The sequence below is a fragment of the Roseibium sp. AWQ4_290 genome (genome assembly GCF_056160985.1).
Window position 1 is genome coordinate 96,695 of sequence record NZ_JBSWYG010000009.1, and the last position, 13,739, is coordinate 110,433.

At 62.8% G+C, this 13,739-nt stretch carries 7 protein-coding genes, 1 tRNA gene and 1 pseudogene; 1 reads left to right on the plus strand and 8 read right to left on the minus strand.

Features of this window, described 5'->3' with window-relative positions; genetic code table 11:
- Positions 1-85 precede the first annotated feature (85 nt).
- Both murA and ACXAH0_RS10975 read right to left on the minus strand, forming a co-directional pair.
- A complete protein-coding gene (murA, locus tag ACXAH0_RS10970; protein ID WP_475191170.1) occupies positions 86-1,375 on the minus strand; it encodes a UDP-N-acetylglucosamine 1-carboxyvinyltransferase in 1,290 nt (429 codons plus the stop codon).
- Positions 1,376-1,727: 352 nt separating this feature from the next.
- Positions 1,728-1,940: a hypothetical protein gene (locus ACXAH0_RS10975; RefSeq protein WP_475183097.1), complete on the minus strand. Its 213-nt coding sequence runs from the start codon at positions 1,938-1,940 to the stop codon at positions 1,728-1,730.
- 434 nt (positions 1,941-2,374) lie between these two features.
- On the opposite strand from ACXAH0_RS10975, the gene ACXAH0_RS10980 reads away from it, so the two are divergent.
- Positions 2,375-2,449, plus strand: a tRNA-Thr gene (locus tag ACXAH0_RS10980).
- A 717-nt stretch (positions 2,450-3,166) separates the two neighbouring features.
- On the opposite strand, the gene cysG is transcribed toward ACXAH0_RS10980, so the two are convergent.
- The 6 genes and pseudogenes from cysG to ACXAH0_RS11010 all read right to left on the minus strand — a co-directional run bounded on the left by cysG (position 3,167) and on the right by ACXAH0_RS11010 (position 13,424).
- A complete protein-coding gene (gene cysG / locus ACXAH0_RS10985; RefSeq protein WP_475191171.1) occupies positions 3,167-4,801 on the minus strand; it encodes a siroheme synthase CysG in 1,635 nt (544 codons plus the stop codon).
- A complete protein-coding gene (locus ACXAH0_RS10990) occupies positions 4,773-7,463 on the minus strand; it encodes a molybdopterin-dependent oxidoreductase (RefSeq protein WP_475191175.1) in 2,691 nt (896 codons plus the stop codon). Before ACXAH0_RS10990 ends, cysG begins: the two co-directional genes overlap by 29 nt.
- 252 nt (positions 7,464-7,715) lie before the next feature.
- Positions 7,716-8,996: pseudogene (locus ACXAH0_RS10995) on the minus strand (NAD(P)/FAD-dependent oxidoreductase); the annotation flags it as partial.
- A gap of 5 nt (positions 8,997-9,001) precedes the next feature.
- Positions 9,002-10,762: an ABC transporter ATP-binding protein gene (locus tag ACXAH0_RS11000; protein ID WP_475183110.1), complete on the minus strand. Its 1,761-nt coding sequence runs from the start codon at positions 10,760-10,762 to the stop codon at positions 9,002-9,004.
- Between the two features lie 12 nt (positions 10,763-10,774).
- Positions 10,775-11,857, minus strand: a complete 1,083-nt coding sequence (locus ACXAH0_RS11005) for an ABC transporter permease (RefSeq protein WP_475191177.1) — start codon at positions 11,855-11,857, stop codon at positions 10,775-10,777.
- Positions 11,858-12,041: 184 nt separating this feature from the next.
- A complete protein-coding gene (locus tag ACXAH0_RS11010; protein ID WP_475191320.1) occupies positions 12,042-13,424 on the minus strand; it encodes a CmpA/NrtA family ABC transporter substrate-binding protein in 1,383 nt (460 codons plus the stop codon).
- Positions 13,425-13,739 lie beyond the last annotated feature (315 nt).

Below are 13,739 nucleotides of genomic sequence, written 5' to 3' on the forward strand. Positions count from 1 at the left end.
GTCAGGAGCCTCTTGCTATAAGTTTGCACCATTTGATGCTGGAAAGCAGACCCGGTCAAATCGTGCAGACTTATCGTACGATGCTCTAACCGGAAATGCGTTCGATCTGGGCACCGCAGCGGGTCAACTTGTCTTCCAGGCGCTCAAAACCGCGGTCCAGATGATAGACCCGGCTGACCGTGGTCTCGCCCTCGGCCGCAAGACCGGCGATCACGAGGGAGACGGAGGCACGCAGGTCCGTTGCCATGACGGGCGCGCCGCGCAAGGTTGAGACACCTTCCACCGTCGCCGTGCGGCCATCCACCTGAATCTGGGCCCCAAGACGCGCCAGTTCCTGAACATGCATGAACCGGTTTTCAAAAATGGTCTCGGTGATCCGGCTGGAGCCGCCGGCCTTGGTCATCAATGCCATGAACTGGGCCTGAAGATCGGTCGGGAAGCCCGGGAAGGGTTCCGTGGTCACATCCACCGGCTGAATGCCATTGCCGTTCCGGTAGACCTTGAGACCCTCGGAGGTCTGGGTGATGTCCGCGCCGGTCTGACGCAGGGTGTCCAGCGCCGTGTCCAGAAGCGTGCCCTGGGCGCCCTGCAGCAGCACATCGCCGCCCGCCATGGCCACCGCCATGGCATAGGTCCCGGTCTCGATCCGGTCAGGCACCACCGCGTGATGGGCCCCGTGAAGGCGCGGCACGCCCTTGATGCGAATGGTCGAGGTGCCCTCGCCCTCGATCTGCGCGCCCATGGCCTTCAGACAGCGGGCCAGATCAACCACTTCGGGCTCGCGGGCCGCATTGACAAGTTCGGTCTCCCCCTTGGCCAGGGTTGCCGCCATCATGATCGTGTGGGTCGCACCAACGGAAACTTTCGGGAACGCCACACGCGCGCCTGTCAGACCGCTCGGCGCGCGCACGACCACATAGCCCCCTTCAATCTCGATCTCGGCCCCAAGGGCGCTCAGGCCGTCAATGAAAAAATCGACAGGGCGGGTGCCGATGGCACAGCCGCCGGGCAGCGACACCCGCGCTTCGCCCATGCGGGCCACCAGCGGGCCAATCACCCAGAAACTGGCGCGCATCTTGGAGACAAGCTCATAGGGCGCGGTGGTGTCGACAATCTCGCGGGCAGTCAGGTTCAGCGTTTGTCCGGCCAGCTCATCCTGGCCGTTGCGCTTGCCATTGACGGAATAATCCACCCCGTGATTGGACAGGATCTGGGTCAGAAGCGCCACATCGCGCAGGCGCGGCACGTTGGACAGCGTCAGGGTCTCGTCAGTCAGAAGCGACGCTATCATCAATGGCAGCGTTGCGTTCTTGGCCCCGGAAATCGGAATGACACCATTCAGCTCCGCCCCGCCGACAACCTTGATACTGTCCATATACCACCCCGGCCGGGCTTGAGCCCCGGCAACGTTTGTTGAAATTGATCGGTCACACCAAACCTGCAGTCTACACACAAGTTGTGGTCCATGCAAGACAGGCTTCGGCTGTGAAGACGGCGTTTTCATGGCCATCAGCGCCCGGCAGCGCCGGTCCGTCGAAAAGCGTCAAATCCATCAGGATCTTGGCAGGCCGCGCGCTCCGCAAAGCCCTTGCTTGCGCTCCTCCAACAAGCGCGCTGACGTGCCTCCAAGCCAGGGCCAACTTGAGACGACAAACCACGGCAGGTTTGCGTGATTCTGCCCGCTTGTGCCCCCGAAAGGTCTGCGGGGATGGCCGCCGCCTGCCGGATCAGCTGTCTTTGCGCGCTTTGGCCGCGCTTTTGCGCCGGCGCAAATTGGCCCGCAACGCCTCTGCCAGCCGGTCTTCCCGCGACGGCTTGGCCGGTTTCGCCCCTTCAGGCCCGGCTTGCGCTCCGGCCTCGCCAGACGCATCACCAGCGCCCCGCTGAGGGTCTATGTGTTGAGGGCCGGTCGCCTCCGGGCTCTTGCCATCTCCGCTCATTGCGTGCGCCTTTGTCTTCCCCTGGTCCCCGATAGATCCTCAGAAAATCTTTCCCAGATCTTCATCAACAGATCCCCGAAGACCTTCAGCAGAGATCTGCTCCGATCTGTATCCGGCTTCTTGTGCCCGACCACTGCTGCAACAGCAAGTCTGTGGGCGCCCTGCCCGGTCCGGCTCACATATCCACAGGCGGTCTGCGCGGCCAAAAGGCCGTTGAAAATCAGGCCGGGCACGGCGTTTGCCCAGCCTCACCGGCCTGACTGGCAAGCGCCTTGAAAAAAAACCAAAACACAGCTTGCGTCCCAAAGCCGCTTATGGCAAAAGCCCCCTCATTCCGGTCGGCCGCGCTGATCGGGGCCAGCAGGCGCGTCCCGAACCACTATGATTTTCTTGAAAATCCAGTGCCGACGCCAGGCTTTTTCAAAAAGCCCAATGCTGCCGTAGCTCAGGGGTAGAGCACTCCCTTGGTAAGGGAGAGGTCGAGAGTTCAAATCTCTCCGGCAGCACCATCGTTTCCCAACAAAAACAGTAGCATAACAAACCGTGTCGGCAAGCCACTATCAATCTGTGGTCGACAAACGCTGTTTAATGGCGTTCGAAAGTGGTGCAGATTTGGCGCACCACTTGTCTGGACCTGTGACGTTTTATGCCGCTCCAGGTTCTCATTTACGCGGCCCTGGCTTCGAATGCCAAGGCGCTTTTCTGGCGGGCAGAATTGGGAAGAGACGGTCGAGCGACGGGAGCCCGTTTGCGTTGAAGACTTAACCGCAAATCAAATTGGAAAGATGTTGATTGCCTGTGTCATGCGCCCAACGTGCCCCCGGGACCTGCGAGCAACTTCCGGACCATGCACTGAGCCCGGCCAATTCCCTGTCCCAAAGGCTTCCGCCTTTCAGGCCTGCCTGTCTGCCCGTCTCATGGAAACGGAAAACGGTATCTCATACCAAGCGCACTTGATGATGACCTATTTGACCGTGCTTGGATGGTCTTCGGCTAGGAGCGCGTCGCAGGCCGATACGGGGTATCGGGCCAGACGTGCGACAACGTCCGGAGTCCCTCCAAGCGCGGCCTCCGGTGACCCAATTCCGCCCAACGGACATCGTTGCACCGCTTATCCGGTCAACCAGACCGGGTCGCGCGATGCGCCTAGCCGTTGAACGGAATTGGGGCATCAAACAGGTCATCATCAAGTGCGCTTGGTATCAGGCCTCAAGGGGGATCTCGTGTCAGACTGCACGCCCGCCCACGGCGCCCAAACGGTGTTCACGCCCCCCGCGTGGAAGGTCTGAGCTGCCCTGCTCTGCCTGCTTGTCTTTCTCCGCCTCCGCCTCCGTCTCCGTGGCCGCAAACACCGCGCCGATACCGATCAGAATCGGGCCGCCATCGGTCAAGGATGCCACGCCGCCGGCCAGGGCCGAGAGGGGGCCGTGCCAGGCGGCGGCGGCGGGGCGGGAGATGCTGTTCATGAGGCGCGCCGGGGTGTCCGGGGCGCAGCCCCTTTCAATCAGCCGGGCGCTGATCTGCCCGGCCATGCGCCCACCCATATAAAAAACTGTGGTTGTGGCCGGATCCGCCAGGCCCTGCCAGTCGACGGTTTCGGGCAATTGACCGTTTTTGGCGTGGCCGGTGACAAACCGCACGGACTGAGCGTGGTCCCGATGGGTCAAGGACACGCCCAGCTCGGCCGCCATGGCGGAGGCGGCGGTGATGCCGGGCACGATGGTGGCCGGAATGCCGGCCTCTGCCAGCTCACGCAGCTCTTCGCCCGCCCGGCCGAAAATGGCCGGGTCGCCGGATTTCAGCCGCACCACATGTTTGCCGCGTCTGGCAAGGCGCACCATCAGGGCGTTGATCTCCTCCTGGCGGCAGCTGTCCCGCCCGCCGCGCTTGCCCACCAGCAGGCGCCGGGCTTCCCGGCGGGCCAGTTCCAGAACACTGTCATCCACCAGATCGTCAAACAGGATCACATCGGCCGATTGCAGGGCGCGCATCGCTTTCAGCGTCAGATGCTCCGCGTCTCCCGGCCCCGCGCCCACAAGCGTCACCCGGCCAGCAGGCGCGTCCTGCGCCTCGCGCAGCAGATCTTCCAGGCCGCCCGCTCCGGCCAGATCCGGAGCCGGGCGGGTGGAAAAGGCAAGATCCGTAAACCGCTCCCAGAACCGGCGGCGCTCTGCGCCTGCCGACAGCGTCTCAAGCACTTTGGCCCGCAGGTTTCCGGCCAGCTGCGCCCAGCCGGTCAAGGCAGGTGGCAGCAGGGTTTCAATGCGCCTGCGGATGGCCTGAGCGAGGATCGGCGCCACCCCGCTGGTGGAAATGCCGATCACCACAGGCGAGCGGTTGACGAGGGAGCCGAACTGAAAATCACAGAATTGCGGGCGGTCGATGAGATTGACCGGCACCCCGGCGCTGCGGGACGCGCAAAAGAACGCCTGGGCCTCACCCTCGCTTTGGGCATCGCCAATGGCCAGTGCGGCTCCGGCAAAACTGTCCGTCCCCCAAGGCCGGGCGTGATGGTGAAAGCGGCCGGTTTCAGCCCCGCTTTGGCCGCTGCTTTGGCCGCCGTCCTGGTCTTGATCCGGCGCATTGTCCCGATCCTGATACCCGTTCTGAGCCTGCTCACCGGCCTGGCCCTCTCCAGCCAGAAGCGCCTCAAACGCGGAGCTCAAGACCGGGGCATAGATATGGACCTCGGCCCCGGCGGCGGCCAGCAGCTCCGCCTTCCAGGCAGCGGCGTCCGAGCCGCCCGCCAGCACAACCTTGCGCGCTTTGAGCGGAAAAAACAGGGGCAGACTGGCCAGCAACCCGACCCGGGCACGGCGCTTTGCCGGGCGCTCAACCGGCTTGCGCAATCTCGGCGTCATCAGCGGTCTCCTTCGCAACCGTGTCAAGAATGGACTGGATTTCGGAGCGGCAGGAGCCGCAATTGGTGCCCGCCTTCAAACAGGCCCCGATGGCCGCCTGGCTGCCCGCCCCCTTGGCGGCAGCCGCCGCGATCTGCGCGCTGCCCACCTGGAAACAGGCACAGACCAGAGCGCCCGTGTCCGGCCGGTCCGCTGGCGGTTTGGCACCCAGCACCTGAAACCGGTCCTTGCGGGCCATGGGCGCGGCTTCCAACAGCCCGCAGGCCCATTGACGCGCCACCGTTACCGGCTGGCGCGCAAAGAAAAACGCGCCCAGAAAGGTCTCCCCGTCCCAGCCGGCCACCCGCAGCAGCCCCACGCCCTGGTCCTCCATCTGCAACAGCTCAGCGCCGGGCCCAAGCGCGGTGCAGGCCAGCGCGGCAAGATCGGCATCTTGCTGGCCTGCCAGCTCTACGCGCCAGCCGCCTGGGGCCGGGGCCAGAGCCCAATAGTCCGTTGCGAGCGCCCCGGGCTTGTGCCTCAGCACCGCAAAGCCGTACCAGGTGGCGGGCAGTTTGGAGAGCGCAACGGGGGTGAATTTCAGCCCCGGCTGGCCGGACACCGGATCGGTGTCAGGGGCAACCACCGCATCCACACGGCCGTTGGACGCAAACTGATCCGTCCAGTGCATGGGCACAAACACACGGCCCTTGCCCGTGCGCTCCGTCACCAGGGCGCGCACGGTCACCGCCCCATGGGGGCTTTTGATCTTCACAAGATCCGCCGGGCCGATGCCAAGCGCGGCCGCATCCTCCGGATGCACCTCCACAAAGGGTTCGGCAATATGGGCCGACAGCCGGGCCGTCTTTGCCGTGCGGGTCATGGTGTGCCACTGGTCGCGGATGCGCCCGGTGTTGAGCACAAAGGGAAAACGGCGCGGCCGTTTGCGCGGCAGGGCCTGGCGGACCGCAATGAAATTGGCGGTCCCGTCCGGAGTATAGAAGCCGCCGCTGCCAAAAAACCGCGAGTCCGCCGCGCTGGTCTGCCCGTCCGGGCAGGGCCATTGCACCGGCTCCAGGTGATCAAACCCGGCCCGGCTCAAATCCTTCAAGGCGCTGATATCGAAATCCCGGCTGCCGTCATTTTCAAGGCCGGACAGGGCCGCGTGCTCACGGAAGATCGCGTCCGGGCCGCCATAGTCAAAGGCTGCGGCAAAGCCCATGCGCCGGGCCACTTGGCTGAGCTGCCACCAGTCCGGCCGTGCCTTGCCCGGCGGGCTCAGAAAAGCCCGCTGGCGGGAGATCCGCCGCTCGGAATTGGTCACCGTGCCGTCCTTTTCGCCCCAGGCGGCAGAGGGGAGCAGCACATCCGCATGGGCGGCCGTGTCCGTATCCGCCGTCACATCGGAGACCACCACGAAGGGGCAGATTTTTAGCGCCCCGGCGACCGCATCCGCATCGGGCAGGCTGTCGGCCGGGTTGGTGGCCATGATCCAGAGCGCCTTGATCTGGCCGTCGCGCACGGCGCGGAACAGGTCCACCGCCTTCAGGCCCGGCCGGTCCGCCATGGCCGGGCTCTGCCAAAAACGCTGCACCAGCGCCCGGTGGGCCGGGTCTTCCAGCGCCATGTGGGCCGCCAGCATGTTGGCAAGGCCGCCAACCTCCCGCCCGCCCATGGCATTGGGCTGGCCGGTGACCGAAAACGGCCCCATGCCCGGCTTGCCGATCCGCCCGGTTGCAAGATGCGTGTTGACGATTGCGTTGACCTTGTCGGTGCCGGTGACAGACTGGTTGACCCCCTGGCTGTAGAGCGTGACGGTTTTTTCCGTGCGCGCCACCATGGTGTAGAAGGTCGCCAGATCCCTGGGCGCAAGACCCGTTGCCTCTGCAATCCGGTTGATTTCGCACGGCCCGGCGGCAGTGAGTGCCGCCTCAAGGCCGCTGGTATGGGCGCCGATATAGGCCTCATTCAGGGCCCCGGTTTCCGACAGGAATGCCAGAAGACCATTGAAAAGCGCCACATCCGTGTCGGGGTTCAAGGCCAGATGCAGGTCCGCCAGGCCGGTAGTGGCTGTAGTGCGGGGGTCAACCACCACAACCCGCATATGCGGATTTTCAGCTTTTGCCGCCTCCACCCTTTGAAACAGTACCGGATGGCACCAGGCCAGATTGGAGCCCACCAGCACCAGCAGATCGCAGCTTTCCAGATCCTCATAGGTGCCCGGCACCGTGTCGCTGCCAAAGGCCCGCTTGTGGCCCGCAACGGACGAGGCCATGCACAGGCGCGAATTGGTGTCGATATTGGCGGAGCCGATAAACCCTTTCATCAGCTTGTTGGCGGCGTAATAATCCTCGGTGAGGATCTGGCCGGACACATAAAACGCTACGCTGTCCGGCCCATGCCTGCGCACGGCTTCGGAAAACCGGCGGGCCACAAGATCAAGCGCCGTGTCCCAGCTGCTTTCAGTGCCGTTGATGTTCGGGGTCAGGAGCCGGCCGTCCAGCGACAGGGTTTCCCCGAGCGCGGAGCCCTTGGAACAGAGCCGGCCGAAATTGGCCGGATGCTCCGGATCCCCCTGAATGGCAACACGGCCATCCGGCTGAAGTGTCGCCAGAACACCGCAGCCCACGCCGCAATAGGGGCATGTTGTCCTGACCGTCTTGTGTTCGGTTTTAACGGTCACCCTTGCCTCCTCTCCTCCCCAGTCCCGGGCGTGCCGCGAGCCAGCCGCCGCCAGTTGCCGGGGGATTGATGGGGTTGGTACTCATGTGTCCGGTCAGCAAGCATGCCGGGCCGGAGCCCTGGCTGCCATCAGCGAAGATCTGTTCTTCCAGTGCATGGCCGTACCGCACGCCACAGCTCCAGGACCGGCAGGGGCCGCGTCAGGGTCTGCCGCCCCGTGTTCTGGGCTGCCGCCGGTCTGATTTTGATTTCCGCCGTTGCAGCTGCGCATTTTTGCCTCATCCGGCAAGGCTGCAACGGCCGCCATAGGGTCCAGGGGAGCCCTCCCCTGATAGGCCTGGCCGAAAATCAGGGTCTCGCGCATCTGCGAAACATCCGTCTGGTTTTTCAAAAGATCAAAGAACCAGGGACCATCTGCGGTCTCCCCGTAGAGCACCGCCCCGACAAGGCGGTCGCCTTTCAGAACCAGGCGCTTGTAGACACCGGCGGCCGCATCCTGCAGCACGATCTCTTCCCGGTCGCCGGCTTGCGAAAAATCCCCGGCGGAATAAAGATCCACGCCGGTCACCTTAAGCTTGGTGGCGGTGACCGACCCGCCATAGGTGTGCGATCCGCCCAGAAGATTGTCCGCAACCACCTTGGCCATATCATAGAGCGGGGCCACCAGCCCGTAGCACTGGCCCCGGTGCTCCACACATTCGCCAAGCGCGAAAATATCCGGATCGGATGTGCGCATGTCATCGCCGACCTTGATGCCGCGCCCGACGGTGAGCCCTGCGGATTGCGCCAGTTGCACCGCCGGGCGGATGCCCACGGCCATGACGATGAGGCTGGCGCTGATCTCGGTGCCGTCCTCCAGACGGATTGCCTTCACACGGCCCGCGCCGTCATCGACGATCTCCCGGCTGTTGGCCTGGGTGCGCACCTCAATGCCGCGCCGCCTGAATGCGTCTTCCAGAAGCGCCCCGGCCGCTGGATCAAGCTGGCGCTCCATCAGGCCCGGCATGAGATGCAGCACCGTCACTTCCATGCCCTGCTGCCTCAGCCCGGCAGCCGCCTCAAGGCCCAGCAGGCCGCCGCCGATCACAACCGCCCGGCCGCCCCGGGCAGCGGCCTTCAGCATCCGGCCGACATCATCCAGATCCCGGTAAGTCAGCACGCCCTCAAGGTCCCGGCCCGGCAGCGGAAGAATGACCGGGCTGGAGCCGGTAGCGATCACCAGCTTGTCATAGCTGGCCGTCTGGCCGGTTTCCGCGGTCACTGTCCGGGCGTCCCGGTCGATCCGGGTCACCCTGGCCCCCTTGTGCAGGGTGACATTGTGGCCTGTGTACCAGGCGTCCCCGTGTGTGATGATGTCCTCATAGGTCTTTTCCCCCGAGAGCACCGGCGACAGCATGAGGCGGTTGTAGTTCACCCTCGGTTCGGCGTTGAAAATGGTCACGTCAAAGGCATCGGCGTCCCTCTCGAACAGGTGTTCGAGCATACGCCCCGGCGCCATGCCGTTGCCGATGACAACAAGCTTCTGTTTTGTCATGTGTTTCACTCCGCAGCTTCCACCGCAGCCTTCTGACGGGCCATGCGGGCGGCCCGTTTTTCCTGAATGGAAGTAAGCTGGTCTTCGCTCGGGTCCGCGCCCCCTTCATAGGCTTCCAGGAAATCCAGAAGCTCTTCCCGGTAGGCGTAGTAATCCGGATGGGCGAGCAGGTCTTTACGGGAGCGCGGACGCGGCAGATCCACCTCCATGATATTGCCGATGCGGGCATTGGGCCCGTTGGACATCATCACCACCCGGTCGGCCAGCAAAATGGCCTCGTCCACGTCATGGGTGACGCAAACCGCCGTCACCTGGGTGCGTTTCCACACATCCATCAAGACGTCCTGCAGTTCCCAGCGGGTCAGGCTGTCCAGCATGCCGAAGGGTTCGTCCAGCAACAGCAGCTTGGGCGACAGTGCAAAGGCCCGGGCAATGCCAACCCGCTGTTTCATACCGTTGGACAGGTCCACCGCCGCCTTTGTCATGGCATCCGCCAGTCCGACCTTCGAGAGGTAATATTCGATGACGTCGCGCTTTTCGGCCTTCGAGGCATGGGGATAGACCTTGTCGACCCCAAGGGCGACATTCTCATAGGCGGTCAGCCAGGGCATCAGGCTGGGCGCTTGAAACACCACGGCCCGGTCCGGTCCGGCCTGGGTCACATGGGTGCCGTCCAGAACAATCGCGCCTTCCGTGATCGGGTTGAGGCCCGCCACCATGGACAGGACCGTCGACTTGCCGCAGCCGGAATGGCCGATCAGGGTGATGAACTCGCCCTTGGTCATCTTCAGCTCGAACCCGTCGACTACCGTCAGCGGCCCCTTGGGCGTCGGATAGACCTTCTTCAGCTGAGAGAATTCCAAATACCGGTCGTCCCTGACGGTCTCCGCCGCCCGCTCATAGGCCGCCGGCAACGGGTCCTTGTCCCCGGCACGCTGGGTGATCGGCACGATATCCGGCAGCACGATGTCGCGCTCCAGATCCGCCCCGCGTTCCGCGCCAGCTTCCATGAGATATTCCGTGATTTCAGCGCGCAGGCGGATGAAATCATCATCATGGTTGAGGTCACCGCGTTCGCGCGGGCGTTTGAAAGGCACCTTGAATTCCGGCCCGAGCGTCGCCGCTGCGCCCGGTTTCAAGGGCAAGATCCGGTCCGCCAGAAGAATGGCCTCGTCGACATCATTGGTGATGAGTACGATGGTCTTCTTTTCCTTGTCGCAAATGGCGGCAAACTCGTCCTGCAACTTGGCGCGGGTGAGCGCGTCAAGCGCCGACAGCGGCTCGTCCAATAGCAGAAGGTCCGGCTGCATGGCCAGCGCCCGCGCCACGGCCACCCGCTGACGCATGCCGCCGGAAAGCTCCGCCGGTTTGCGGTCACGGGCATGGGAGAGACCGACCATCTCGATATAGCGGTCACAGATGGCCTGTCTTTCCCGGGAAGACTTTTTCCTGAACACCGTGTCGACCGCCAGGGCCACATTTCCGGCCACCGACAGCCAGGGCATCAGCGAATAGGACTGAAAAACAACGCCCCGGTCCGACCCGGGCCCGTCAATCTCCTTGCCCTTGAAGACGATGCCGCCCGCGTCAGCGTCAATCAGCCCGGCCAGAAGGGAGATAAGCGTGGTCTTGCCGGTGCCGGAAAAGCCAACAATGGCAATGAACTCGCCCTCCTCCACCTTCAGATTTATATCCTCCAGCACGGGCGTGCGGTTCGCGCCTTCGCCATAGGCCTTGGAGACAGCGGAGATTTCCAGAAAGGACATACCGGCTGCTCCCTAGCGGTTGGCGCTGAAGGTGAAGGCGCGCTGCAGGGCGAACATCAACCGGTCGAGCATGAAGCCAATCAGGCCGATGGTCACAACTGCTACCATGATCTTGGCCAGCGACTGGGAGGATCCGTTCTGGAATTCATCCCAGACGAATTTGCCCAGCCCCGGGTTCTGCGCCAGCATTTCCGCAGCAATCAGGACCATCCACCCCACGCCCAGCGACAGGCGCAGGCCGGTGAAGATCAGCGGCAGGGACGAGGGCAGAACCAGCTTTGTGATCGTTTTCCAGGTGGGCAGCTGCAGCACCCGGCCCACATTCATCAGATCCTTGTCAACCGAGGCGACGCCCAGCGCCGTGTTGATGAGGGTCGGCCACATGGAGCACAAGGTCACGGTCACCGCCGAGATCAGCAGGGATTTCGACAGCCAGTCATAGGGATTGGCATAGGTGGCCGAGACGATCATGGTCACGATGGGCAGCCAGGCAAGCGGCGAGACCGGTTTGAAAATCTGGATCAGGGGATTGATGGCCCCGTTAAAGGCCCGCGACAGGCCAGATGCGATACCCAGCGGCACGGCAATCACGGTCGCAATCAAAAAACCGAGACCGACCGTCTTCAGCGAGGTCCCGATCTGGTCAATGTAGGTGGGTTTGCCGGTATAGGTGCGCCACTTGATCTTGTCGGTCTTGCCTTCAGCTTCATATTTCGCGTTGCGCTTGTCCTGACGGTCATAAAATGCGGCCGCCTTCTCACGCTCGCGCACATGGTCGTCCCACAGGTTAACCGCCTGGCTCCAGACCTGGGCCGGACCGGGCACGGCCCCTAGCGAGGTCTGGACCTGGGGCGCCAGCACGCCCCACAGGACGAGAAAAGCAATGATGCCCAGCAGGGGGATCAAAAGCACACGCTTCAGCTCCCCCAGCTGCTCCTTAGGGCTGTCACCAGCTGCCATTTTCATCAGGGGAACCAGCCAGGAGAAGCCTAGGGCATCCAGCCAGCCACCGGTCTTGTTGATCCAGGTGAACACTTTTTCTTTCCGGGCAGCCCGGGTCAGATCTTCAGATCCGGCAGTCTCGGCATTGGCCATGGGAAAAGTCCCCGATGTGGAGCAATTCCTGGAACGGCGGACTCTGGTTCTGCGTCCGGAATTGCGTGAAAACAAAGAGTTGGGACAGGTTTTTGACGCTGATTTGAAGGTCCCTGCTCCAGCATATCAGCCTGTGTCCGCAAACACGGGACCGGCAGACCCTGCTGCCGGTCCCGGGCAGGCCTTAGCCTCCCACGACGGAATTACCGTCCACGACCTGCTTGTCCTTCAGGCCAATCGGCAAGCTGTCGATATAGGCGTTGGGCTGTTTGCCGTCATAGGGAATGCCGTCAATAATGTCGGCTGCCGGGGTCGGTTCGCGGTAGCCATCGGTATCCCAAGGGAAATCCTCTTCGGCCACGTGGCCTTCTTCCACCAGCATGCGCGCAGCTTTCAGGTAAATGTCCGGCTGATAGACGGATTTGGCGACCTCGTCATACCAGCTGTCGGGCTTGTATTCCGGGATCTGCCCCCAGCGGCGCATCTGGGTCAGGTACCAGACCGCATCGGAATAGAACGGATAGGTGGCATAGTAGCGGTAGAAGACGTTGAAGTCGGGCACTTCGCGCTTGTCGCCCTTTTCATATTCGAACGTGCCAGTCATGGAATTGGCGATCACTTCCGCATCCGCCCCCACATATTCGGACCGGGCGAGGATTTCGACCGCTTCCATCCGGTTGGCGTTGTTGTTCTCGTCCAGCCACTTGGCGGCCCGGATCAGAGCCTTGGTGATAGCCAGCGTCGTGTTCGGGTTTTCCTCGGTGAACTGCTTGGTCAGGCCGAACACTTTTTCCGGGTTGTTCTTCCAGATCTCATAGTCGGTGATCACAGGCACGCCGATGCCCTTGAAGACCGCCTGCTGGTTCCAGGGTTCACCGACGCAGTAGCCATAGATCGTGCCCGCTTCCAGGGTCGCAGGCATTTGCGGTGGCGGGGTCACGGAAAGCAGCGCATCGGCCTGGATCTGACCGGAAATATCGGTCTTGGAATAAAAGCCGGGATGAATATCGCCGGAGGCCAGCCAGTAGCGCAGCTCGTAATTGTGGGTGGAGACCGGGAACACCATGCCCATGTTGAAGGGTTTGCCTTCATCAATGAACTGATCCACCACCGGCTTCAGGGCAGAGGCCTTGATCGGATGGACCGGCTTGCCGTCGGGCTGCATTTCAATGTGGGGTTTCATCATCTCCCAAATCTCGTTGGACACGGTGATGCCGTTGCCGTTGAGATCCATGGAGAACGGCGTCACGATATGCGCCTTGGTGCCAAAGCCGATGGTCGCCGCCAGCGGCTGGCCAGCCAGCATGTGGGCACCGTCCAGCTCGCCGGTGATGACCCGGTCCAGAAGCACCTTCCAGTTGGCCTGGGGCTCAAGGGTGACAAACAGCCCCTCATCCTCGAAATAGCCAAGCTCATAGGCAATGGCCAGCGGCGCCATGTCGGTGAGTTTGATGAAGCCGAAGGTCAGCTCGTCCTTTTCCACATCCAGCATCTCGGCAAAGGCCGTCGAGGCCGGGCCAAATGCCGTGGCCGCCATCAAGGCGCCGAGTGCCAGACGGCGGGTCATCCCGTTTTTCGGTGTCTGTGTCACGTCCTGTTCCCTCATACGTTCCGCGTCCTTTAACCAGACGCTGACTCACAAAAAGAAAGCCGCCGTCTTGACCTGCGCATGGGAGGAGGAGATGCAGATCAGAACGGCGGCTTTGCCTGGGCGCCCGTCTCTGGGCGCTATATGATTTCGGCCAGCGTCGGCCTCACGGATTTAAAAGCAGGAAGCGTGCCAACTTGACAGATATTTTTTCTTTCTTTTTTTTCAATATTTTAGCGCAATCCTCTGGCTCTCTTGGGCGCGCACCCGCTCCAAACGTGCAGCTCTTTTTTC